17 protein-coding genes and 1 pseudogene are annotated in these 23,293 nt (G+C 74.2%); 3 read left to right on the top strand and 15 right to left on the bottom strand.

Features of this window, described 5'->3' with window-relative positions:
* Window positions 1–56: 56 nt before the first annotated feature.
* The gene (locus V1634_RS14785) at window positions 57–1,307 is read left to right on the top strand and encodes an MFS transporter (RefSeq protein ID WP_331208362.1); all 1,251 of its coding nucleotides are present in this window, start codon (window positions 57–59) and stop codon (window positions 1,305–1,307) included.
* Between the two features lie 202 nt (window positions 1,308–1,509).
* Window positions 1,510–7,026 carry an ATP-binding protein gene (locus V1634_RS14790; protein ID WP_331208363.1) on the top strand — a complete coding sequence of 1,839 codons (5,517 nt, stop codon included), beginning with the start codon at window positions 1,510–1,512 and terminating at the stop codon, window positions 7,024–7,026.
* Between the two features lie 36 nt (window positions 7,027–7,062).
* Here the strand turns inward: V1634_RS14790 and V1634_RS14795 are convergent, their stop codons facing one another.
* The 11 genes from V1634_RS14795 to V1634_RS14845 form a co-directional block, all read right to left on the bottom strand.
* Window positions 7,063–7,269, bottom strand: a complete 207-nt coding sequence (locus V1634_RS14795; protein WP_331208364.1) for a hypothetical protein — start codon at window positions 7,267–7,269, stop codon at window positions 7,063–7,065.
* Between the two features lie 103 nt (window positions 7,270–7,372).
* A complete protein-coding gene (locus V1634_RS14800) occupies window positions 7,373–8,413 on the bottom strand; it encodes a glycosyltransferase family 9 protein (RefSeq protein ID WP_331208365.1) in 1,041 nt (346 codons plus the stop codon).
* Window positions 8,410–9,102: an SDR family oxidoreductase gene (locus V1634_RS14805; RefSeq protein ID WP_331208366.1), complete on the bottom strand. Its 693-nt coding sequence runs from the start codon at window positions 9,100–9,102 to the stop codon at window positions 8,410–8,412. The genes V1634_RS14800 and V1634_RS14805 overlap by 4 nt, the downstream gene beginning before the upstream one ends.
* Window positions 9,099–10,625 carry a PfkB family carbohydrate kinase gene (locus tag V1634_RS14810; RefSeq protein ID WP_331208367.1) on the bottom strand — a complete coding sequence of 509 codons (1,527 nt, stop codon included), beginning with the start codon at window positions 10,623–10,625 and terminating at the stop codon, window positions 9,099–9,101. The genes V1634_RS14805 and V1634_RS14810 overlap by 4 nt, the downstream gene beginning before the upstream one ends.
* Entirely contained in the window at window positions 10,622–11,335 is a 714-nt protein-coding gene (locus tag V1634_RS14815; protein ID WP_407951783.1) for a D-sedoheptulose-7-phosphate isomerase, read from the bottom strand. Before V1634_RS14815 ends, V1634_RS14810 begins: the two co-directional genes overlap by 4 nt.
* Window positions 11,335–12,552 carry a glycosyltransferase gene (locus V1634_RS14820; RefSeq protein ID WP_331208368.1) on the bottom strand — a complete coding sequence of 406 codons (1,218 nt, stop codon included), beginning with the start codon at window positions 12,550–12,552 and terminating at the stop codon, window positions 11,335–11,337. The genes V1634_RS14815 and V1634_RS14820 overlap by 1 nt, the downstream gene beginning before the upstream one ends.
* Window positions 12,552–13,508 (bottom strand): glycosyltransferase, encoded by a 957-nt coding sequence (locus V1634_RS14825; protein WP_331208369.1) that lies wholly within the window; start codon window positions 13,506–13,508, stop codon window positions 12,552–12,554. Before V1634_RS14825 ends, V1634_RS14820 begins: the two co-directional genes overlap by 1 nt.
* A complete protein-coding gene (locus tag V1634_RS14830) occupies window positions 13,505–15,217 on the bottom strand; it encodes an HAD-IIIA family hydrolase (protein ID WP_331208370.1) in 1,713 nt (570 codons plus the stop codon). Before V1634_RS14830 ends, V1634_RS14825 begins: the two co-directional genes overlap by 4 nt.
* Window positions 15,214–16,239 carry a glycosyltransferase family 2 protein gene (locus V1634_RS14835; RefSeq protein WP_331208371.1) on the bottom strand — a complete coding sequence of 342 codons (1,026 nt, stop codon included), beginning with the start codon at window positions 16,237–16,239 and terminating at the stop codon, window positions 15,214–15,216. Before V1634_RS14835 ends, V1634_RS14830 begins: the two co-directional genes overlap by 4 nt.
* Window positions 16,236–17,897 carry a carbamoyltransferase family protein gene (locus V1634_RS14840; RefSeq protein ID WP_331208372.1) on the bottom strand — a complete coding sequence of 554 codons (1,662 nt, stop codon included), beginning with the start codon at window positions 17,895–17,897 and terminating at the stop codon, window positions 16,236–16,238. The genes V1634_RS14835 and V1634_RS14840 overlap by 4 nt, the downstream gene beginning before the upstream one ends.
* Window positions 17,898–18,019: 122 nt before the next feature.
* The gene (locus V1634_RS14845; RefSeq protein WP_331208373.1) at window positions 18,020–18,493 is read right to left on the bottom strand and encodes a Crp/Fnr family transcriptional regulator; all 474 of its coding nucleotides are present in this window, start codon (window positions 18,491–18,493) and stop codon (window positions 18,020–18,022) included.
* 232 nt (window positions 18,494–18,725) lie between these two features.
* On the opposite strand from V1634_RS14845, the gene V1634_RS14850 reads away from it, so the two are divergent.
* Window positions 18,726–19,601, top strand: coding sequence for a universal stress protein (locus V1634_RS14850; protein WP_331208374.1), 876 nt, complete (start codon window positions 18,726–18,728; stop codon window positions 19,599–19,601).
* Between the two features lie 95 nt (window positions 19,602–19,696).
* Here V1634_RS14850 and V1634_RS14855 read toward each other — a convergent pair whose 3' ends face one another.
* From V1634_RS14855 to V1634_RS14870, 4 genes and pseudogenes are all read right to left on the bottom strand, one after another.
* A complete protein-coding gene (locus V1634_RS14855) occupies window positions 19,697–20,584 on the bottom strand; it encodes a glycoside hydrolase family 19 protein (RefSeq protein WP_331208375.1) in 888 nt (295 codons plus the stop codon).
* 178 nt (window positions 20,585–20,762) lie between these two features.
* The gene (locus V1634_RS14860) at window positions 20,763–21,800 is read right to left on the bottom strand and encodes a Gfo/Idh/MocA family protein (protein ID WP_331208376.1); all 1,038 of its coding nucleotides are present in this window, start codon (window positions 21,798–21,800) and stop codon (window positions 20,763–20,765) included.
* Window positions 21,797–23,068 (bottom strand): pyridoxal-phosphate dependent enzyme, encoded by a 1,272-nt coding sequence (locus V1634_RS14865; protein WP_331208377.1) that lies wholly within the window; start codon window positions 23,066–23,068, stop codon window positions 21,797–21,799. The genes V1634_RS14860 and V1634_RS14865 overlap by 4 nt, the downstream gene beginning before the upstream one ends.
* A pseudogene (locus tag V1634_RS14870) lies at window positions 23,065–23,293 on the bottom strand (serine/threonine protein kinase); the annotation flags it as partial. The gene V1634_RS14865 and the pseudogene V1634_RS14870, both read right to left, overlap by 4 nt.

A 23,293-nucleotide genomic window follows, 5' to 3' on the forward strand; every position in this document is an offset into this window, starting at 1 on the left:
GGGAGCGGCTCTCCGCTCCGATGGCGCAGCCACCGGTGTCATGATTCGCTCGACACGTGTTGTGGACCCGCAACTTCTCGTACTATCTGGTGGCTCGGGCGGTCTCGCTCTTCGGCGACGCGATGCTCGTGGTCGGCGCCGGGTTGGCGATCGGGGGGCTCTACGGCGCGAGTGGCGTCGGATTCGTGCTCGCCGCCTGGATGATCCCGTTCCTGGGCTGCATCCTCTTCGGCGGCGTACTCGCCGACCGGTTCAGCGCCCGCCCGCTGATGGTCGGCGCCGACCTGACCCGGATGCTCGCCCAGGCCGTCGTGGCCGCCGCGTTCTTCCTCGGCACGCCGCCGCTGTGGCTGCTCCTGCTCTGCTGGGCGGTCAGCGGAGCCGCCGCCGCGATGTTCCAGCCGGGTGTGAACAGCATGGTGCCGATCGTGGCCAGCGACGTGCAACGGGCGAACTCCACCATCAAGGTCGCCAACTCCCTCGCCGAGATGCTCGGCCCGGCAACGGCCGGCCTGCTCTTCGGCTTCCTGGGCGCGGGCCCGGTCTTCACCGTCGCCGTCGGTGCCTTCGCCGTCAGTGCCGCCTGTCTCGCCGGGTTGCGCCTGGGCCGGCTTCCGGTGGCCGGCACCGGCAGGTCCATGCTGCGCGACCTCGCCGACGGCTGGCGGGAGTTCCGGTCCCGTACCTGGATGTGGAACGTCATCCTGATCTGGGCCGTCTACGGGATCCTGCTGTTCGGTCCGCTGATCCCGCTCGGCGCGGTGCTGATCAGCCAGCGTCTGGGCGCCCCGGCGTACGGCTGGGTCCAGTCGGCCGTCGCCGTCGGCACCATTCTCGGCGGGCTCGGTGCCCTGCGCGTCAAGCCGCACCGGCCGCTGGCCGCCGGCGCGGTGATGATGTTCGGTTACGGGCTACTGCCGCTGGCGATCGCCCTGCACGCACCACTGACGGTGCTGATGGCCGCGGCGACGGTCAACGGCCTGGCCTGGGCCTTCTGGTCGATCATGTGGCAGACCAGCGTGCAGACCCACATACCGCCCCAGTTGCTCAACCGGGTCACCTCGTACGAGGTGCTGGGCTCGAACGGGAGCCTGCCGATCGGTCAGGGGCTCTCCGGTCCGGCGGCCGGCCTGGTCGGTGCCGAACGGGTCCTCGCCACCTCGGTCGCGGTCGGCGTGCTCGGCTGCGTCGCCCTGCTGCTCGCCCCGGCGGTACGCGGGCTGCGCCGCGTCTCCGGTCCACCAGCCGCCGGGGCATCCCCGGCGGCGGCCCGGGCAACCCCGCGCGCGGGCGTCGAGTCCGGCTGACGGGTCGGCCCGATCGGTGGCGATGCCGGCAACCAGGGAGTGGAGACAGCCAAAAGCTTTTGTTAGGTTCCTACAAACAGGGGTGCGTACTGTTCGGTGCGTACGACATGGCGCCGCCGGCCGCCAGGCAGCAGGGTGATCACTGCCGGGGGCAGCCGTCCCGTGGCGAGTTGATCGTGGGTCTACCGGAGGGGTCGGTCGGGTGTTCAGCCGTATCGCCATCGTCAACCGTGGTGAGGCCGCGATGCGGCTCATCCACGCGGTCCGAGAGCTGGCTGCGCAGACCGGGACGCGGATCGAGACCATCGCGCTCTACACCGACGTCGACCGTACCGCGACCTTCGTCCGGGAGGCGGATCTCGGCTACTACCTCGGCCCCGCCTCCGCGCGCCCCTACCTCGACATGGCGGTGCTGGAGCAGGCGCTCGTCCGGTCCGGCGCCGACGCCGCGTGGGTCGGTTGGGGCTTCGTCGCCGAGGACCCGGCGTTCGCCGAGTTGTGCGAAAAGCTCGGGGTCACCTTCGTCGGCCCGAACCCGGACGCCATGCGCCAACTGGGCGACAAGATCGGCGCGAAGCTGATCGCCGAGGAGGTCGGGGTACCGGTCGCGCCCTGGAGTCGCGGCGCGGTCGATACCCTCGACGCCGCCCTGGCGGCGGCGGCCGAGATCGGCTACCCGCTGATGCTGAAGGCGACCGCGGGCGGCGGCGGGCGCGGCATCCGCGTGATCACACGCGATTCGGAGCTCTCCGACGCCTTCGAGCGGACCCGCCAGGAGGCGGCGCGGGCGTTCGGCAGCGGCGTGGTGTTCCTCGAACGCCTGGTCACCGGTGCCCGACACGTCGAGGTCCAGGTGATCGCCGACGGCCAGGGCACCGCGTGGGCGCTCGGCGTCCGCGACTGCTCGGTGCAGCGACGCAACCAGAAGGTCATCGAGGAGTCCTCCTCGCCGGTGCTCAGCCCGGCGCAGACCGCCGAACTCAAGGCGTCGGCCGAACGGCTCGCCGTCGCGGTCGGTTACCGGGGCGCGGCGACCGTCGAGTTCCTCTACCACCCCGGTGACCGCCTCTTCGCGTTCCTGGAGGTCAACACCCGGCTACAGGTCGAGCATCCGATCACCGAGGCCACCACCGGGTTCGACCTGGTCAAGGCGCAACTGCACGTCGCCTCCGGCGGACGGCTGGAGGGCGGGCCGCCGGTGGAGCGCGGGCACGCCATCGAGGCCCGACTGAACGCCGAGGACCCCGACCGGGACTTCGCGCCCTCGCCGGGCCGGATCGTGCGGCTGGACCTGCCCGCCGGACCGGGCATCCGGGTGGACACCGGCGTCAGCGAGGGTGACACCATCCCCGCCGACTTCGACTCGATGATCGCGAAGATCATCGCGTACGGGCGGGACCGCGACGAGGCGCTCGGCAGGCTTCGCCGGGCGATGGCGGAGACCACGGTGGTCATCGAGGGCGGCGCGACGAACAAGAGCTTCGTCCTCGACCTGCTCGACCAGTCCGAGGTCGTCGACGCGAGCGCGGACACCGGCTGGATCGACCGCGTCCGGGGCGCCGGCCGGCTCGTCGCGCACCGGCACTCCGCCGTGGCGCTGGCGGCGGCCGCGATCGAGACGTACGAGGAGGAGGAGCGCGTCGAGCGGCGGCGGCTGCTGGCGACGGCGTCCGGCGGGCGCCCGCAGGTGCAGCACTCCAGCGGCCGGCCGTTGGACCTCAAGCTGCGTGGGGTCGGCTACCGGCTGCGGGTGGCCCGGATCAGCCCGCACCGGTTCCGGGTCGGCATCGAGACGGGCGGCGGCGTCCGCACCGCCGACGTCGAACTCGACCGCTTCGACCGGCACAGCGGACAGATCGTCGTCAACGGCAACCGGTACCGCCTGCTCACCGGGACGCACGGGCCGGTCCACCTGGTCGAGGTGGACGGCGTGACGCACCGGGTCAGCCGGGACGAGGGCGGTGTCGTCCGCTCCCCGATGCCCGCGCTGGTCGTCGCCACGCCGCTGCCGGTCGGCGCCGAGGTCGAGGCGGGGGCACCGGTACTGGTGCTGGAAGCCATGAAGATGGAGACGGTGCTGCGGGCGCCGTTCCGGGCCCGGCTGAAGGAATGTGCCGTCTCGGTGGGCAGCCAGGTGCAGGCCGGCGCGCCGCTGCTGCGGCTGGAGCCGCTCGGCGAGGGGGCCGACGAGGGTCCGGCCGCCGCCACCGTCGAGCTGGACCTGCCGGCCGCGCCCCGGGAGATCCCGGCCCGGCAACGCGCCCGGCGCGGCCAGGAGAACCTGCGCGGCCTGCTGCTCGGCTTCGACGTCGACCCGCACGACGACCGCCGGGTGCTCGACGACTACCTCGCCACCCGCCAGCTGGCCATCGAGGAGGGTCACCGGCCGCTGGCCGAGGAACTCGACCTGGTCAACGTCTTCGCCAACCTCGCCGAGTTGAGCCGCAACCGGCCCTCGGGTGAGGACGGTGGCGGCGAGGCGCACGTGCACAGCGCCCGGGAGTACTTCCACACCTACCTGCAGAGCCTCGACGTCGAGCGGGCCGGACTGCCGAGTGCCTTCCAGGCCAGGCTCGCCCGGGCGCTCGAACACTACGGTGTCACCGAACTGGAGCGCTCCCCCGCGCTGGAAGCCGCCGTGTTCCGGATCTTCCTCGCCCAGCAACGCGCCTCCGCCGACGCCACGGTCGTCGCGACGCTGCTGCGCGCCTGGCTGCGGGAGCCGCCACCGGACGAGACGCTGCGCGAGCCGGCCGGTCTGGCCCTGGAGCGGCTGGTGGCCGCGACCCAGGTCCGCTTCCCGGTGGTCGCCGACCTCGCCCGCGGCGTGGTGTTCGCCTGGTTCGCCCAGCCGCTGCTGCGCCGCAACCGCGCCCTGGTCTACGCCCGGGTCCGCAAGCACCTGCGCCACCTGGACGCCCAGCCCGACGCGGCGGACCGTGCCGAGCGGATCGCCGAGATGGTACGCAGCACCGAGCCCCTGGTCCGGCTGCTCGGCCAGCGGCTCGTCCGCGACGACCTCGACAACGCGGTCATGCTGGAGGTGCTCACCCGGCGGTACTACGGCAACAAGGGGCTCACCGGCGTCGACACCCGCCAGGTCGCGGGCTGCACGTTCGTGGTCGCCCGGCGGGCGGACTCGAGCCTGGTCTCCGCGGCGGTACGTTTCGACGCGCTCGGCAGCGCGCTGCGCGGGCTCGCCGAGGTGGCCGGCGGCGAGGACTCGGTCGACGCCGACCTCTACCTTGCCTGGGAGAACCAGCCGACGGACTTCGACGCGATGGCGGCGGGGCTGCTGGAGGTCATCGGCGCGCATCCGCTGCCGCCGCAGGTCCGCCGGCTCACCACCACCGTCGCGGGGCGGCACGGGGCGGTGATGCACCACCACTTCACGTTCCGCCCGTCGCCGACCGGGATGGCGGAGGAGCGGCTGATCCGCGGCCTGCACCCGTACATCGCGCAGCGGATGCAGTTGGAGCGGCTGCGCGAGTTCGACCTGACCCGGCTGCCCTCCTCGGACGAGGAGGTCTACCTCTTCCAGTGCGTGGCCCGGCAGAACCCGTCCGACGAGCGCCTCGTCGCGTTCGCGCAGGTGCGCGACTTGACGGAGCTGCGCGAGCAGGACGGCCGGCTGGTCTCGCTGCCGACGACCGAGGACACCGTCGCGGCCTGCCTCGACTCGATCCGCCGGGCACAGGCGCGTCGACCCTCGAAGACCCGCTTCAACACCAACCGGATCGTGATCTACGTCTGGCCGCCGAGCGCTCTCACCCGGGAGGAGATGGAGATGCTCGCCGGGCGGGTACGCCCGACGACCGCGGGCGCCGGCTTGGAGGAGATCCTCTTCATCGCCCGGCAGCGTGACCGCCGGACCGGCGCGCTGACCAAGATCGCCGTACGGATCTCCTTCGACGCCACCGGCGGAGCCGAACTGACCGTCGGCGACCCGCCGGTCGACCCGGTCGAGCCGCTCGACGACTACCGGCTGAAGGTGCTGCGGGCGAGCAGCCGCAACACCGTGTACCCGTACGAGCTGACCGGCCTGCTCGGCGACTTCGTCGAGCACGACCTCGACGGCGACCACGCGCTCGTACCCGTCGACCGGCCGAAGGGCCGCAACAGCGCGGCGATCGTCGCCGGTGTGGTCAGCACACCGACGGTACGGCACCCGCAGGGCATCACCCGGGTGGTGCTGCTCGGCGACCCCACGAAGTCGCTGGGTGCGCTCTCCGAGCCGGAGTGCCGTCGGGTGATCGCCGCACTGGACCTGGCCGAGCGGATGCGGGTGCCGCTGGAGTGGTACGCCCTCTCGGCCGGCGCCCGGATCTCCATGACCTCGGGCACCGAGAACATGGACTGGGTCGCCGCCGCACTCAAGCGGATCGTCGAGTTCACCCAGCACGGCGGTGAGATCAACATCGTGGTCGCCGGCATCAACGTCGGCGCGCAGCCCTACTGGAACGCCGAGGCGACGATGCTGATGCACACCAAGGGCATCCTGGTGATGACGCCGGACTCGGCGATGGTGCTCACCGGCAAGCAGTCGCTCGACTTCTCCGGCGGCGTCTCGGCCGAGGACAACTTCGGCATCGGCGGCTACGACCGGGTGATGGGGCCGAACGGGCAGGCGCAGTACTGGGCGCCGAACCTGACCGCCGCCCGGGACGTGCTGATGTCGCACTACGAGCACACCTACGTCGCGCCCGGCGAGGAGATGCCACGGCGCGCACCCAGCAGCGATCCGATCGACCGCGACATCTCCGACTTCCCGCACGCCATGCCGGGCAGCGACTTCAGCACCGTCGGCGAGATCTTCTCGGCAGCGGCGAACCCGGACCGGAAGAAGCCGTTCGACATCCGGACGGTGATGCGGGCGCTGGCCGACCAGGACCACCCGGTGCTGGAGCGCTGGGCGGGGATGGCCGACGCGGAGACCGCGGTGGTGCAGGACGTGCATCTCGGCGGCATCCCGGTCTGCCTGCTCGGCATCGAGTCACGCACGGTGCCACGGCGCGGCTTCCCGCCCACCGACGGCCCGGACACCTACACCGCGGGCACGCTCTTCCCGGCTTCCTCGAAGAAGGCCGCGCGGGCGATCAACGCGGCCAGCGGCAACCGGCCGCTGGTGGTGCTGGCGAACCTCTCCGGCTTCGACGGCTCGCCCGAGTCGATGCGGAAGCTGCAACTGGAGTACGGCGCCGAGATCGGCCGGGCGATCGTCAACTTCCGTGGCCCGATCGTGTTCTGCGTGATCTCGCGATACCACGGCGGCGCGTTCGTGGTGTTCTCGAAGGCGCTCAACCCCGAGATGACCGTACTGGCACTGGAGGGCTCCTTCGCCTCGGTGCTCGGCGGGGCGCCGGCCGCTGCCGTGGTCTTCTCCGGTGACGTCGACGGTCGCACCGCCGCGGATCAGCGGGTGCGGGACCTGGAGGCACGCGTCGCGTCCGCGTCCGGCGCCGACCGTGCCGCGCTGACCGCGGAACTCGACGAACTCCGCGCGTCGGTGCGCGCGGAGAAGCTCGGCGAGGTGGCCACCGAGTTCGACCGGGTACACAGCATCCAGCGCGCCGTCGAGGTCGGCTCGGTCGACGCCGTCATCCGGGCGGCCGAACTGCGGCCACGCGTGATCGAGGCCATCGAGTCACGTCTGCCGCGACCGGCCGGGGACGGCATTCACCCCGGCCAGGACGCGACCGGGGCGGCGCTGGCCGACTGAGGCCGGGGCGACGCCGACGAGCCGTACCCGAAGGGGTCACTCGCACCCGTCGGCGTCGCCACGCCCGTACCCCTGGCAGCAGTCCGGCCGGTGCGCGTACACCCGCAGGTCCATGCCGCCGACCCGCTGGTGGTCGCCGGTCCGCTCGTACAGGCACGCCCGCCACACCACCGTGGCCCCGGACACCTGCACCCGCTGACCGCCGCCCGACCCGCCGAGCAGCACCACCCACTCCCCCGCCATGCCGCGCAGCGTAGCCGCAACATGAGGTGTTTACGCAGCTCAGGCGGGTTGCTGTGAGCTGTCCGGCAGGAGTCGGGGCGGTCCGGTCGCTCGGCGGGCCCGGTCAGCGCGCGGTGACCGCCGGGCGTCCCCGCCCGACCTGCTCGACCTGCTCGACAGTCTCCAGGACCTGTGGCACACCGAGTACCGCCAGCGCCGGGTGCACGCCGCCCTCCGCCGACACCGGTCCCGCCCCGGGTCGTACCGCGTCGGCCCGGCCCGGCGCGGCCGGGTCCTGCTTCCGGGCGGCCGGAGCGGGTCGCGGTTGCCGTTCCGCCATCGGCCCGGCCCAGAGGACCCGGTGCCACGGCCGGTCGACCGGCGGTCCCCACAGCGCCGGTGCCACCGGTCCGAAGAGCAGTACCGACGGTGTGCCGTATCCGGTGGCGAGGTGGCCGATGCCGGTGTCCCCGGCGACCACCAGCCGGCCGTGTGCGACCAGCGCGGCCAGCTCACCGACGTCGGTGCGCCCGGCCAGCACGGCCGACCCGGGCAGGCCGGCCCGGCCGGCGACCTCCTCGGCGAGGCCACGTTCGCCGGGTGAGCCGGTGACCACCACCCGGTGTCCCCGGCGGGTCAGTTCCCGGGCCACCGCCGCGAACCGGTCGGGCGGCCAGCGCCGCTCGGCGGCCTTCGCACCCGGGTGCACGATGCTGGCCCCGACGGGCAGACCGCCCGGCGCCGGCCGGTGCAGCGCCAGGTCGGACGGGTCGGTGGCGATGCCGTACCAGTCGAGCAGGCGGCACCAGCGGTCGACCTCGTGCTCGTCCGGCCGCCAGACCGGGCCCACGTGGTGTCCGGCCTCGGGGCAGGCGAAGGCCATCAGCTGCCGCGGCTGGGCGGCGCGCAGTAACCGGTGGGACTGCGGTCCCCGACCGTGCAGGTTCACCGCCACTTCCGGAGCCGCCGACGGCCACCGGTACGGGCCCAGGCCGTCGACGTCGAGCTGCTCGTCGATCCCGCCGACCAGCTCGACCAAGGGCCCGAGCCAGCGGGGTGCGGCAAGCACCAGCCGGTCTCCGGCGAAGGCGGTACGGAGAGCGCGGAGTGCCGGTACGGCGGTGGCGAGGTCGCCGATGCCGAGGGCGCGCAGCACCAGGATCACGGGTACGAACTCTCCCGGTCGGCGCAGACCACCAGCTCCCGTACGGCGCAGCCGGGCGGCTGGGAGAGCGCGAAGAGTACCGCGTCGGCGACGTGCCCGGGGTCGTTGAGTACCGCGTCCGCGCCGGGCCGGTACTGCTCGTCCCGGCCGTCGAAGAACGCGGTGCGCATGCCGCCCGGGACGAGCAGGGTGACCCCCACCGTGCCGGCCAGCTCGGCGGCGAGGGCCCGGGTGAAGCCGACGACCCCGAACTTCGCCGCGCAGTAGGCGGTGGCGTCGCTGACCGCCTTGACCCCGAGGGTGGAGGCGACGGTGACGACGGTGCCGTGCGAGCGTTCCAGCGCGGGCAGGGCGGCGCGGACGACCGCGGCGGTGGCGAACAGGTCGACCGTGACGACCCGTTCCCAGACCTCGGCCGGCACGTCGGCCAGCCGCCCGGGTGTGTCGACCCCGGCGGCGGTGACCACGCCGTCGAGGCCGCCGGCCTGCTCGGCGAGCTGCCGGGTGGCCCGCTCGGCGGCCCGGGTGTCGGCGAGGTCGCACTCGATCCACGGCACGCCGTCGGCCGGTGCCTGCCGGTCCAGCACGTACGGCCGTCCGCCGGCCTTCTGCACTGCGGTCACCACGGCGGCGCCGAGTCCGCTGGCGCCGCCGGTGACCAGGATCGCCTTGCCGGTCAGGTTGTTCATCGTCGTCCTTCCGCGAGTTGACGGCCGCCCGCCCGGGCGGCGGCGATGGTGCCGGTGGTGGAGCGGCCGTCGAGGTATGGCACGAGTACCGTCTGGCCGCCCCAGCGCCGTACCTGCTCGGCCTCGGGCAGGTCCGGCTGGTCGGGGTCGGCGCCTCGGGCGTAGTCGCCGCCCTTGACCCAGATGTCCGGGCGGAGCCAGGAGAGCACCGCCTGCGGTGTCGGCTCGTCGAAGATCACGACGGCGTCGACGCAGTCCAGGGCGGCCAGCAGGCCGGCCCGGTCGGCCTGCGGGGTGAGCGGTCGCCCCGGGCCCTTCAGCGCGGCGACGCTGCGGTCGGAGTTGAGGCAGACGACGAGGCAGTCGCCGAGCCGCCGGGCCGCCCGCAGGGTGGCCAGGTGGCCGGCGTGCAGGAGGTCGAAACAGCCGCCGGTGGCGACCACCGTCCCGCCGTTCGCCCGGATCCGGGTCAGCACGGCGGAGGCTGCCTCGCGGCCGCCAGCGTCGACCCCGGACACGCCGGCCGGCTGCCCGCCGCCCACCACCGCGCCTGCGGCATCGTGCACCCCACCCGGGCCGGCGTCGGCCGTCCTACCCGCGCCGGCTGCGTCGTCCGTCCCGGCCGCGGCGGCCGGTCCGGGAAGCCTGGCGGGTCCGCCGGCCGCGACATAGCTGGAGGCGACCCGGACCGCCTCCTCCACCGCCTCCGACAGCAGCGCCCCGTCGGCCAGAGCCGCTGCGGCGGCGACGGCGAACCGGTCACCGGCACCGCAGGTGTCGCCGGTCGCGGCCACCGGCGCGGGTACGACCAGCGGGGCCCCGCCGTTGTGGCAGAGCAGGCTGCCGTCGCCGCCCATCGTGACCGCGACCGCGGCGGCACGCCACCGGTCCCGCAGCAGCCGGGCCGCCCGGGCCGCCGCGGACAGTCGCGACCCCGAACCGGCGTCGCCGGTGAGCCGGAAAAGCTCCCCCTCGTTCGGGGTCACGAGGCGGCTGCCGGGCACCGCCGCCGCTCCGCGCGGGTGCGGGTCCCACACCACAGGTGCGGTGCTCCCGGCGAGTGCCTGGCGGATCGCCGACAGTCCGGCCACGCCACGCCCGTAGTCACTGACCAGGATCGCTCCCGCCCCGGCCAGGACCTCCAGCGCGGCGTCCGGCGGTTCGCCCGGAGGCTGGGCCGCACCGCCCCGGTCCAGCCGGAGCAGCGTCCGGCCGCCGGTCCGCAGCCGGATCTTCTCCGGAGTCGCGCCGGGCAGCGGCAGCGGATAGAGCCGTACGCCGGCGGCGGTGAGCAGCGCGGTCAGCCGAGCCCCGGCCGGGTCGTCGGCCAGCGCGGTGACCAGCGCCACGTCGTGCCCGTCGGCGGCGGCGAGCAGGGCGGCGAGCCCGGCCCCGCCCGGCCGGTCGGTGGCCGACTCCTCTGCCAGGACCGGCACCGGGGCGTCCGGGCAGAGCCGGTCGACCCGGCCGTCGACGTCCCGGTCCAGCAGCGTGTCGCCGACCACCACCAGTGGGCCGCTCACGAGCACGCCTCCTCGGTGGAGAGCACGGTGAGCAGCCGCCGCGCACCGGCGGAATCCCGCCCGTTCTGTGCTCTGGGCGGCGGCGCCGCACCGTCCCGGGCGGCGACCGGCCGGCCGTTGCCGTTGCCGGCGGGCCGCAGCCGGGACAGGGCCTGGTCGACGTACGAGCAGAGCAGGTGGGTGGAGACCAGGTGCAGTTCCTGCACCACCTGCGGTTCGGGCGACGGTACCGCCAGCACCTCGGCGCAGGCGTCGGCGAGCGGGTTGGGCGCCGGGCCGGTGAACGCCCAGCAGGTCAACCCCGCCCGCCGGCCGGCGTCGGCCGCCGCGAGCAGGTTCTCGCTGCGGCCGCTGGTCGACATCAGCAGCAGGACGTCGCCGGGCCGGCCGTGCGCCCGTACCTGCCGGGCGAAGACCTCGGCGAAGCCGTAGTCGTTGCCGATCGCGGTCAGTGAGGAGGTCTCGGCGGAGAGCGCGATCGCGGAGAGCGGGGCGCGGTCGTCGCGGAGCTTGCCGACGAGTTCGGCGGTGAGGTGCTGGGCCTCGGCGGCGCTTCCACCGTTGCCGGCGGCGAGCAGCCGCCCGCCGTCGGAGAGGATCCGGGCGAGCTGGCCGCCCCACCGGCTCAGCCGCCGGGCCGCGTCCCGGTAGCCGGGCAGGGCACGGGACAGCTGGGTCAGGTGCGCGTCGAGAAGCAACTGTTCGGACATCAGGCCACCGCCCCGCTGGTCTGGCGCGTACCGCAGACGGCGGTGTAGACGGCGCCGAGCCGCGCCGCCGTCCGGGTCCACGAGTAGCCGGTACGGATCCGTTCCACGGCGGCGAGGCCGTAGCGGCGGCGCCGGTCCGGGTCGGCCAGCAGGTGGCGCAGCACCGCGCCCAGCGTCTCCGGGTCACGGGGCGGTACGAGGTCGCCGGTGAGGTCGGGCACGACCGTGTCGGTGAGACCGCCGACGGCGGTGCCGAGCACCGGTACCCCGCAGGCCATCGCCTCCAGCGGAGTCAGCCCGAAGGGCTCGTACCAGGGGGTGGCGACGAGGATGTCGGCCGACCGGTACCAGCGCGGCATCTCCGCGCGGGGTACCGCCCCGACCAGGCGTACCCGGTCGGCGACCCCCTCGGACTCGGCCAGCGCACGCAGCCGGTTGGCGAACCCGTCCTCGGCGAGCCGGGCCGCCGGAGGACCGCCGATCAGCACGTACTCGGCATCGGGCACCGTCCGCAGCGCCCGGACGACGTCGAGGAAGCCCTTGCGTTCGACCAGCCGGCCCACGCCCAGCAGCCGGGGCCGGCCCGGCTCGCGGCTGGCGGCCGGACCGTCCGGGGTGAAGACGTCCGGGTTGACCCCCGACGGCACGACGCTGATGGCGGAGCCCGGGACGCCCATCCGGGTCAGTTCGGCCACCTCGTCGCGGCACTGCGCGACGACCCGGTCGACACCCCGGCCGAGCATCCGTTCGTATCTGATCCGCTGTGGCGGGCTGGTGTCGGCGGTGCCCTGGTGGCGGCGCTTGACGGTGCCGAGGGCATGGTAGGTCTGCACCACCGGCACCCCGGTCTGCCGGCCGGCGACGAGGGTGGCGAGACCACTCATCCAGAAGTGCGCGTGCGCCACGTCGGGCCGCCAGAGTCCGTCCTGCCAGTGTCGGACGAGCCAGCGGCCGAAGTCGGCCATGTACGGCAGCAGCTCGTCCTTCGGCACCGGCTCCGGTGGGCCGGCCGGCACGTGCAGCACGCTGACCCCGTCCCGCATCGGCACCACCGGGCCCTGGTGCGGCTGGTCGCGTCGGGTGTAGACGTGCACGTCGTGGCCCTGGTCGGCCAGGGCGGCGGCGAGTTCGGCGACGTGGGTGTTCTGGCCGCCGGCGTCCGGGCCGCCGAGTTCGGCGAGCGGACTGGCGTGTTCGGAGACCATCGCGATGCGCATCATTCCTCCTGAAGCAGTCGGTCCCAGTCCGCGAGGAACCGGTCGAGGCCGTAGCGGGCGGTGGCGGCGTGCCGGGCCCGTTCACCCATCGCCCGCGCGGCGGCCGGATCGTCGATCAGCCACGCGGCGGCCTCCCGCAGGGTGTCGAGGTTGGTGGAGAGGACCCCCGCCTCGGGCGGTACGGCGGCGACCGCCTCGGTGGTGGCCAGTACGACGACCGGCATCCCGATCGTCATCGCCTCCAGGAGGCTGAGCCCGAGCGACGTCCAGCGGCACAGGTGCAGGTAGGCCCGGCGTCGGGCGAGCTGCTCGTGCAGCCGCGCCTGGGGCAGGTCGTAGGTGCCGAGGCGGTCGCCGGACAGACCGACCGCCTCGGGGAGCGCGTCGACGCCCATCCCGAAGACGTCCAGCGGGGCCACCGTGGCGAAGTGCGGGAACAGGTCGGTCCCGGTGACCCGCCAGCGGCGGACGGGTTCGTTGGTCACCACCGCCAGCCGGTCGAGGCTGCCGTCGTACCGCACCGGGGGTGGGACGATGCCGTGCTCGATCACGGCGGTGCGGGTGGCGCCGGTGTCCCAGAACAGGGCGTTGAAGTGGGTGACGTGCGCGACGAGCAGGTCGTCGCGGTCGGCCATCGGGTGCCGGGTGTTCGGTACGTCGCCCTTCGGGGTGTTGTGCTCGACGTAGATCGCCGGCAGGTCCCGGCCGGGGCGCCGGCCCAGCCAGCGTTCGGCCAGCTCCAGTTCCTCCGGCCGTTGCAGGATCACCAGGTCGACCGGCTCGGTGGCGAGCCGCTCCGGGCGCAGTTCCCGCACCGTCGCCGGCCAGTCGTACGTCCGGGCCCGGCCGAGGCCGTACGGCCCCCGGTCCGGCGTGACCGGTACCAGGTAGCGGTGTTTGCCCTGGACGAACGCGGTGGTCCAGGAGCCGTGCACGTGCCACAGCAGGATGTTCACCCTGCTCCTCCTCCTGCTGTCGGGTTGCCGGGACCGGGACCGGAACCGGCCCCGGCCGACGGTCGTGGCGCCGACGGTCGGGATGCTGGCGGTCGGGGTGCGAGCAGGTCGACGGCGGCCACCACGGCGGCCGGGTCGAGTCCGGCCAGGCAGGGGTGGCCGGGCAGCGGGCAGACGCTGGCGCGGCTGTCCCGGCACCCGGCACCGGCGTCGCCGAGCCGCACCGCCGGTACCCGGTAGGGTGCCCACTGTCCGAACGGGACGGTGGGTGCGAAGAGGCTGACCACCGGTGTGCCGACCGCCGCGGCCAGGTGCGCCGGCCCGGTGTTGCCGACGACCAGACAGGCGGCGTGGGTCAGCAGCGTGGCCAGCTCGCCGAGCGAGGTACGGCCGCCGAGGTCGACGCCGCCGGCCGCCGCCACCCGTGCGGTCAGGTCCCGCTCCCCCGGGCCACCGGTGACCAGTACCCGGTGACCGGCGCGGGTGAGCGCGGCGACGATGTCGGCGCAGCGCTGCGGCGGGCAGGCCCGGGCCGGCACCGACGCACCGGGGTGCACGACCACGAAGCCGGCCGGCAGGTCCACGGGCGGTCGTCCGGGCAGCGCGTCGGCCCGCAGCCGCAGCGTGGGCTCGTCGCCGGCGGGCAACTCGAAACCGGCGGCAGCGGCCAGCGACAGCGCCCGCTCCGCCTCCGGCACCCCGGTCGGCACGCGGTGGCGCAGGTCCAGCAGGCTGCCCGGATAGTCGTCGCTGATCGCACCGACCAGGGGTACCCCGGCCATCCGCAGCAGCAGGGCCAGCGGCAGGGCGGACTGGTGGAAGGAGGTGAAGATCAGCGCCTGTTCCGCGTCCACGGCGGCGAGCCGGGCGGTCAGCTCGCGCATGCCGTCCGGCTCCACCGGGGCCGGTGACGGGTCGATCCAGGGCAGCGGCCACTCGATCAGCTCGTCGACGCCGGGCAGCAGCCGCGCGGCGGCCCGGCCACGGGGGCCGCAGAGCATGACGACTCGATCCGCACCTGCGGCTACCGCCCGGATCGCCGGCCCGGTGACCAGGACGTCCCCGGCCGAGTCGCTCCGCGCCACCAGCACCGTGCCCCGTCGCGCGCCGGCCCGGCGCGCCGCCGTCGACATCCGGCCGGTGGTCGACCCGGCGCGGAGCAGTGCCTGCCGGTGGAGCAGTTGGTCGACCGCGTCGGTCAGGTCGGCGGCGACCGCCGGGGCGGCCGCGACCTCCTCCGGTCGGGTCACCGGGGTCGGTACCAGGATCCCGGTGGCGCCGGCCGCGAGGGCGGCGGTCATGTCCCGGCCGATGTCGCCGATCACCACACAGCGGCGCGGGTCGGTGCCGAGCGCGCGGGCGGCGGCCTCGACGAGTCCGGGTGCCGGCTTGCGGCACCGGCAGCCGTCGCCGTCACCGTGCGGGCAGATCTGCCAGGTGTCGAAGGGGCCGAGCAGTTCCTCCACCCGGGCGTTGACCGAGGCCAGCTCGGCGGCGGTGAAGAGGCCACGGGCCAGTCCGGACTGGTTGGTGACCACGCCGAGTCGCAGTCCGGCGGCGCGCAGCCGGGCCAGTGCCGCCCCGGCGCCGGGCATCGGGCGTACCTTGTCCGGGTCTCCGTTGTAGGGCACGTCCTCGACCAGCGTGCCGTCGCGGTCGAGCAGTACGGCGTCGAAGAGAGGACCGGGCAGCCGTGCCGGCCTGGTCATCGCCGCCCACCGGGGTACCGCCGGAGCGGGCGTGGCAACTCGTCGCGGTGGCGCCACCAGCCCCGCAGCCAGTGGGCGACGGCGAGCGGCGGGATGACGGCGCTGGTCAGCAGCATCGTGCCGACCTCCGCCGGGGTACCCGGCCCGGGTGCGATCCGCGCGTATGCGAACCGGGCGGTACCGGCCAGCCAGGCGGCGCCGGCCAGGGCGGCGACGGTGGTGAGCGGGCGGTGCATCCGGGAGCCCTGTGCGGCCACGCCACCGGCCAGGCTGGCGGCGGCCAGCACCGCCGCGCCGGTCAGGGTCGCGTGCCGGTGTCGTCTTCCCACTGGTATGCCCAGTTCGGTCCGCCAGCCCGGGCCGTAGAGCCGGCGCAGCAGGGCGTCGTCGGCGTTGCCCCGCTGGGCGCGCAGGCTGATCCAGCGGCTCTCCGGTCGTACCGGGTGGCGGACGGTGCGGGTGCCCCGGAGCAGTCGCCAGCCTGCCAGCCGTACCCGGTGGGCCAGCTCCGCGTCCTCCCGGTAGGCCCGGGGGAACCGTTCGTCGAAGCCGCCGACGGCGGCGAGCGCGACCCGCCGGTAGGCCATGTCAGCGGTGATCCACTCGCCGTCGGCGAGGCCCGCCGTCACCCGTTCCCAGTCGGTCGGCCGGCGGTCGGCCGGCAGCGGCACCCGTATCTCGCCCTGCACCCCGCCGACCCGGTCCGGCACGGCGAGGTCCGTCCGGAGCCGCTCCAGCCAGTCCGCTGCCGGCAGCACGTCGTCGTCCAGGAACGCCACCCAGGGATGCCGGGCCGCCCGCCAGCCGAGGTTGCGGGCCGCCGCCGGGCCGGCGCCGCGGCCGCGCAACACCTTCGTGTACGGCGCGAGTGCCCCCGGTACGGCCAGCTCGGTACCGTCGGTGGGCCGGTCGTCGACCAGGAGGATCTCCAGTTCGGTGTTGTCGTGCACCTGCCGGGCGAGGATGTCGAGCAGGTCGGCGAGGCTGTCCCGGCCGAGGGTCGGCACGACGATGCTGATCACCGCCCTGCTCCCAGGTCGCCTCGGTGCACGGCGTACGGGCCGATGGCGAGCAGGTCGACCGGTGCCGAGCCGAAGAGTTCCATCGCCTCGCGCGGGGTGTCGACCATCGGCCGGCCGGCGGTGTTGAGGGAGGTGTTGACCACCACCGGCAGCCCGGTCCGGCGGTCGAACTCGGCCAGCATCTCGGCCACCAGCGGTTCGGTCCCCGGGTCGACGGTCTGCACCCGGGCGGTGCCGTCGACGTGCACCACCGCCGGGATCCGGTCCCGCCACTGCGGCGCGACCCGGTGCACGAAGAGCATGTACGGGCTGGGCAGTACGCCCTCGAAGATCTCGGCGGCCCGTTCGGCCCGGACCATCGGGGCGATCGGGCGGAACTGCTCCCGCCCCTTGACGTCGTTCATCCGGCGGGTGGTATCCGGGTCGCCGGGGTGGGCCAGCAGCGACCGGTGACCCAGCGCCCGTGGCCCGTACTCGCTGCGCCCCTGGAACCAGGCGACGATGCCGTTGTCGGCGAGTACCCGGGCCGCCTCGGCGGCGATCGAGTCGGGTCGCCGGTACGGCAGCGCCGCCCGGCGCAGTTCGGCCTCCAGTTCCTCGTCGGTCCAGCCCCGGCCGAGGTCGACCCCGGGCATCGGCGCGGTGGTGTCGCCGAGGACGCTGTCGAGGTGCAGCGCCGCGCCGAGCGCGGTCCCCGCGTCTCCGGCCGCCGGCTGCACCCACACCCGCTGGTAGGGGCCCTCGGCGGCGATGCGGGCGTTGGCCACGCAGTTCAGGGCGACCCCGCCGGCCATGGTCAGCGTGCCGGGGCCGTCGGCGGCGTCGTGCAGCCAGCGGGCCAGGTCGAGGATCACCTCTTCGAGCCGGGCCTGCACGCTGGCGGCGAGGTCGGCGTGCTCGCCGGTCATCTCCGCGTCCGGTGGGCGCGGCTTGGCCAGCGAGGCCCAGTCGATCCGGTCGACGGTGAAGCCGCCGTCGTCGGTCACCCGGACCAGTTCGCGCAGCAGCCCGAGGTGGCGGGGCTCGCCGTAGGAGGCGAGGGCCATCACCTTGTACTCGTCGCTGGAGTGCAGGAAGCCGAGGTGCCGGGTGAGGTCCTCGTAGAGCAGTCCCAGCGAGTGCGGCAGCTGCTGTGCGGCGAGCTGTTGCAGCCGCCCCTCGCGGTAGACCCCGCCGAGGTGGCTCGCGGTCTCGCCCCGGCCGTCGAGTACCAGCACCGCCGAGCCGGTCGCGCCGGCCGGGTCCGGGGGCGCGGCCAGCCCGGCCGAGGCCGCGTGCGCGACGTGGTGCGGCACGAACCGCACGATCTCCGGGTCGAGGCCGGGCAGCACCTCGGCGAGGAACTGCGGCGCTCGTTTGGCGTACTCGATCCGCAGCCAGTCCCACGGGTCGGTCAGGCCGAGCTGGCTGGCGTCCCGGCACAGGCCGGGGTCGAAGGAGTAGGCGACGGCGTCGAGGCTGGCGGCGTCCAACCCGGCCTGCCGCAGGCACCAGGCGGCGGAGAGTTCGGGCAGCTCCCAGGCGGAGAAGGGGACCGGCCGCTTTCCATGCTTGCGCCGGCTGAACCGCTCCTCCTCCGCTGCGGCCACCACCGTACCGTCCACGACCAGTGCGGCCGCCGGATCATGGAAGATCGCATTGATCCCGAGTACGCGCATGCGGGCGCTCCTACCCGGCTTGGGGTGCCCTCACACCGAAGATCAGCAACTTCCCGAAAGTGGTCGATGTCCTAATAGTCCGTTGGCTGATTCGGCTGTCCGGCCATCGCCACCGACCCGGGCTACGAGGCGCGGTGCTCCGGGTAGCCGTACAGGTCGAGCAGGCGGGTACGGGTGGCCTGGAGCCGGTCCAGCATCACGGCCATGAACCGGCGGTTCAGCTCGTACCCGAGCGTCGTGTCGTCCGCCATCAGGTGCCGTACCCCGGACGCGTCGAACTCGACGGCCCGGACCGGCTCCACCACCACCGCCCCGAACTGCCAGCGCTGCGGCGCGAAGAGCCAGGACCAGCCGAGCACGTCGCCGGCGCCGAGGGCCTCGATGACCACGTCGCCCCGGCCCGGCGTCGGCAGGTCCAGCACCACCTGTCCGGAGCGGAGCAGCCAGAAGCGCGTCGCGGAGCGCCCCGCCGCGAACAGCCGGTAGCCGCGATTGCGGTACACCGGATGCGCGTAGGCGGTGAGCCGGTCGAGCCAGGCCGGGGCCAGGCCGTCGAGGAAGGGCTGTTCGGCCAGCAGGTCGCGGGTGCTCGTCATGACTTCCCCAATCGCCGCTCGGGTACGCCGTTCCATCCGCCGGGCGGTTCCTCCCTCCATCACACACCGGCCGGCCGGAATCGGACAGGGCCGAAGGACCCACCGGTACGGGGACAGGGTCACCTACCGAACCGACCAACGACCCTACGCGGGAAGCCTCACGCACTGTTACGGTCGGTGCTAGGAGCCCGGTCAGCGAAAATTGTTCCGGGAAGTCCGGTTGGAGGAAGTCATGAACGCTCGTCCCATCATCGTCGGCTACGACGGGTCCGACGGCGCCGGCGCCGCCCTCGGCTGGGCCCTCGACGAGGCGGCCCGCACCGGCGCGCAGGTGACGCTGCTCTTCGCGTTCGAGTGGCCGGCCGTCGCGAGTACGGTCGCCCCACTGGCGACGACCTGGCCGGACCAGGGTGTCCGGGACGACGCGCAGAAGATGCTCGACGCCGCGATCCTCGACGCCTTCCAGACCCACCCGCAGGTGCACGTCACCCGCACCGTCGCGGACGGTCCGGCCGCGCTGCTGCTTCGGGAGCATTCCCGGGAGGCAGGCCTGCTGGTGCTGGGCAGCCGTGGGCACGGCGGCTTCACCGGTCTTCTCCTCGGCTCGACCAGCGTGGCCGTGACGGCGCACGCGCACTGCCCGGTCGTCGTGGTACGGGGCGAACGGGAACGGCCGGACGGGCCGGTCGTGGTCGGCGTGGACGGTTCGAGCTGCGCACTGCTGGCCCTCGAGTACGCCTTCGCGCAGGCGGCGGCCAATGGCGCCGAACTGCGGGTGGTCCGGGCGTACCAGCCGGTCGCCTCGGGCGGGCAGCCGTCCGGATCCGGCTCCGAGGAGCAGGCCGGTGCCGAGCGGGCCGAACTCGACGAGATACTCGCCGACGGGCGGCGCAGGTACCCGCAGGTCCAGGTGACCGTGGACGTTCTCCCCGGCCCGGCCGGTGGGGTCATGGTCGACGCGAGCCGGGACGCCCGACTGGTGGTCGTGGGCTCCCGGGGTCGCGGCGGCTTCGGCGGGCTGCTGCTCGGCTCGATCAGCCAGCAACTGCTGCACCACGCGCACTGCCCGGTCGCGGTGATCCGGGAACTTCCGACGACCACCGACTGAGCACGCGGTCGGGAGGCAGCGGCCGGTGGCCGGCACACCGCCGCGCCGGGCCTTGTCACCCGTCGGGTGGCCGGGTGACAAGGCTCGGGCGTGGATCAGCAGGACAGGTTGGCTCCGGCCGGCACGCCGAGGATGCCGACGAACTGCTGGTACCTGCTGACCCGGCTCTGCACCTGCCCGGGGTTGCCGCCGTTGCACTCGATCGAGCCGTTGATGCTGCGGATGGTCTCGCCGAACCCGGCGCCGGTGACCATCGCGTTGTGCGCGGTCATCCGGCCCGGACCGTTCTGGGTCATCCAGTACCAGATGGCGGTCTTCCAGGCCACCGCCGCGTCGTTCTGCACCAGCCAGGGGTTGGTCAGCAGCGGCAGGCCGAGGGCGTTCCCGGCGGCGTTGTAGTTGAAGTTCCAGCTCAGCTGGATCGGCCCGCGCCCGTAGTAGGCGGCCTGCCCGGCGGGGCAGCCGTAGGGCTGGCCGGCGTCACAGTAGTGCGGGTAGTTGGCGGTGTTCTGCTCCACGATGTGCACGAGCCCGCCGGTCTCGTGGTGCACGTTCGCCAGGAACGCGGCCGCCTCCTGGCGCTGGACGGTGGCGTTGCCGGTCCGGGTGAACGCCGGGTATGCGCTCAGGGCGGCGACCAGTCCGGAGTACGTGTAGAAGGAGTTGCGGCCCGGGAACATCTGGTTGAACTGCGCCTCGCTCACCGCGAAGCTGCCTCCCGGTGGCGGAGTGGTGCCGCCGCCGCAGGCACCGAGGTCCCGCCAGACGCCGGTGGTGCCCGGTGGCGCCTCGTTCTGGGTCCACCAGTTCGCCTGGTAGTTGCGACCGCCGTGGGAGACCTGGTCGCCTCCCCAGTAGACGGCCGAGGACTGCCACGGTGCCGCGCAGGCCGCTGCCGATGCCGGGCTCGACGGGATGACCGCCACGAGTCCGGCGGCGACGACCAGCGCCGCGAACGCGATCAGAGCGCGCAGTCTCGACATGGTCACTCCTTCCTGGGTACGTGCGGGCCGGTGGGCGCCGCACATCGATGGAGGTGACCGTAACACGTTCTGTTCACAAACCTTACTAATCTATCAGCATGCTTTACTAATAAGTCTGCTGACACGTGCGGGCGCGCGGGTGATTTCCTGCGACCACCGGCCGGACCACCCGGCCCGGTCAGCGCCGGGCAGGCTCCACCGGGCCGCCGGTACGCAGCGACTCGACGACCGCCTCGGCCGCCGCCACACCCCAGCACGCCTCCTCGACCGGCATCACGTCGGGCTCGCGCCGGCCCGCGAAGACCGCCAGGGCGTACCCCACCTCGCGGCGCAACGCCCCGCCGACCACGCCGTCCTCCTCCGGCCAGAGCGACAGGTCCGGAACCTGGACCCCGGCCGGGGTCCACTCCACCAGCGCGTCGCTGACCAGCCGAGCCTTGAGAATCCCGTCCAGGCCGAGCACCTCGACCTCGCCGACGATGGCGCCGTCCAGGGTCAACGGGCCGTCGTCCAGGGTGCCCGGGGCGGCCGCCGGCACCAGCCAGGCGGACTCCACCGTCGCGATCACCCCGTTGTCGAACTCGAGAAGGGCACTGACCACACTGGGCGCCGCGTCGCCGGCCGCACCGCTGCACATCGCCGTCACTCGGCGTACCGGGGTACGGGCGAACGAGATCGCCAGGTCGATGTCGTGGATGCAGGATTCCCAGACCGGATGCACCCGGTCGCCGAAGCTGAGGAACCAGGCGCGGCTGAAGTCCCGGCGCAGCCGCAGCGCGCAGGGTGTGCCGACCGCGCCCCGCTCGACGCCGGCCCGCATCCGGGCCATCGGCGCGGTGAACCGGGAGATGTGGCCCGCCACGACCTGCCGCTGGTGCGCGGCGGCGGTGTCGGCCACCCGCCACGCGTCCACGCTCGACAGGGCCAGCGGCTTCTCGACGAAGACATGGCTCCCCGCCTCCAGGGCGGTCAGGGCCAGCCCGACGTGTGACGCCTCGTCGGAGGCGATCACCACGACGTCCGGGTGGATCCGGTCGAGCAGCGCGGCGAGGTCGCTCCCGGTCTCCTCCACCCGGTGCGCCCGGGCCACCTCGGCGAGCCGACCGGGGTCCGGGTCGGCCAGGCCGACGAGCCGGGCGCCGGCCTCGGTCCAGACCCGGGCGTGCAGGGCGCCGAACCGGCCCACACCGGCGATGGCGACGGTCGGTCCGGTCATGGCTTCCTCCCGAGGATGGTGCTGGACGGTTCGTGCGCGCCGGAACCAGGGCTTCCAGCAGCGGCGGCGCCTTCGCTGCGGCCGGTCGGACCGGCCGGGCCGGGGCCGGTGGACCCGGCCGGATCGCCTGGGCCGGGGCCGGTGAGCAGGTCGAGGGTGGACGGCTCCTTCGCGCCGTGCCCGGTGAGCACCGCGACGGCCCGCGACCCCGCCGGAACGGCGGAACCGTGCAGGGCCGCCACGGCGGCGGCCGCCGCCGGCTCCACGAAGAGCCCTCGGCGGGCGAGCGCGCGACCCGCCTCGGCGATCGCCGGTTCGTCGACGGCGACGAGGGCGCCGGCACTGTCCCGGACGGCGGCCAGGGTGAGCAGGCCCTCGTCCTCGTAGCCGCGCAGCGCGTCGGCGATCGCGGTCGCGGCGGTCGGGGCGACCGCGAGCGGCTCGCGCAGCGACGACTCCCAGTCCGCCGAGCCCCAGGCGCGGACCAGGGGCGCACACGCCTCGGCCTGCACCCCGACCATCCGGGGCAGGCCGGCCGTCACGCCCGCGTCCCGCAGGTCGGTGAAGCCGAGCCAGATGCCGCGCAGCAGCGGACCCGCCCCGACCGGTACCACCACCACCTCGGGTACGCCGCCGAGATCCTCGACGAGTTCGGCCGCGATCGGCCGGTACGCCTCGGTCAGCAGCGGGTTCCGGTACGTGGTGGTGACGTTGAGCCAGCCCTCGTGCTCGGCGCGGGTCGCCGCGGCGTACGCGTCGCTGTAGTGGCCGTCGACCAGCTCCACCTCCGCACCGTGCGCCCGGGCGGTCTGCACCTTCGCCCCCGCGTTCGAGCCGGTGGCGCAGAAGACCCGGCAGCGCAGTCCCGCCGCCGCCGCGTAGCTGGCGGCCGAGACGGCGGCGTTGCCGGTCGAGGCGAGGACCAGACCCTCCAGTCCCCGGTCCAGCGCGGCGGAGGCGGCCAGCGCCATCGCCCGGTCCTTGAACGAGAGCGACGGGTTGAGCGACTCGAGCTTGACGTGCGCGTCGACACCGTCGAGCCGCAACGGCAGCAGGGGCGTCGCACCCTCGCCGAGGGTGACGGCGTGCCCGGCCCGGGGCAGCATCCCGGCGTACCGCCACAGTCCGCTCCCGGAGCCGGGCCGGCAGGCGGCGGCGGAGACCGGGGCCAGCTCCAGCACCAGCGGCGATCCGCAGGCCGGGCAGCGGTAGGCGGGAAAGCCGGTGCTCCGGTCACACCGGAGACAGCCGACGGTGAAGTCCCTCATGGTGCCGCCACCGGTGTCGACGGTGACTCCGCTGGCGCCGACGGTGGCTCCGCCGGTGCCGGACGCGGTTGCGGGGTCCGGTCGGCCGGGTCGGCCTGCGGGTCGGCGGTGGCCTGGGTCGGTGCACCCGGCCAGCCGAGCTGGCCGGAGAGGTCCGCCGCGGCCGCCCGGACCTGCGGGCCGAGCCGGCCGGCGGCCCCCGCGGCGACCCCGGGCCCCCGGGGC

Origin of the sequence: Plantactinospora veratri (assembly GCF_036421995.1) — a bacterium.
In the GTDB taxonomy this organism is placed as follows: Bacteria; Actinomycetota; Actinomycetes; order Mycobacteriales; family Micromonosporaceae; genus Plantactinospora; species Plantactinospora veratri.

Coding starts and splice junctions, on each gene's coding strand:
- V1634_RS14795 (WP_331208364.1), bottom strand. CDS start 7,269: ATGGCGGGGGAGTGGGTGGTGCTGCTCGGCGGGTCGGGCGGCGGTCAG.
- V1634_RS14805 (WP_331208366.1), bottom strand. CDS start 9,102: ATGAACAACCTGACCGGCAAGGCGATCCTGGTCACCGGCGGCGCCAGC.
- V1634_RS14815 (WP_407951783.1), bottom strand. CDS start 11,335: ATGTCCGAACAGTTGCTTCTCGACGCGCACCTGACCCAGCTGTCCCGT.
- V1634_RS14820 (WP_331208368.1), bottom strand. CDS start 12,552: ATGCGCATCGCGATGGTCTCCGAACACGCCAGTCCGCTCGCCGAACTC.
- V1634_RS14830 (WP_331208370.1), bottom strand. CDS start 15,217: ATGACCAGGCCGGCACGGCTGCCCGGTCCTCTCTTCGACGCCGTACTG.
- V1634_RS14840 (WP_331208372.1), bottom strand. CDS start 17,897: ATGCGCGTACTCGGGATCAATGCGATCTTCCATGATCCGGCGGCCGCA.
- V1634_RS14845 (WP_331208373.1), bottom strand. CDS start 18,493: ATGACGAGCACCCGCGACCTGCTGGCCGAACAGCCCTTCCTCGACGGC.
- V1634_RS14850 (WP_331208374.1), top strand. CDS start 18,726: ATGAACGCTCGTCCCATCATCGTCGGCTACGACGGGTCCGACGGCGCC.
- V1634_RS14855 (WP_331208375.1), bottom strand. CDS start 20,584: ATGTCGAGACTGCGCGCTCTGATCGCGTTCGCGGCGCTGGTCGTCGCC.
- V1634_RS14860 (WP_331208376.1), bottom strand. CDS start 21,800: ATGACCGGACCGACCGTCGCCATCGCCGGTGTGGGCCGGTTCGGCGCC.
- V1634_RS14865 (WP_331208377.1), bottom strand. CDS start 23,068: ATGAGGGACTTCACCGTCGGCTGTCTCCGGTGTGACCGGAGCACCGGC.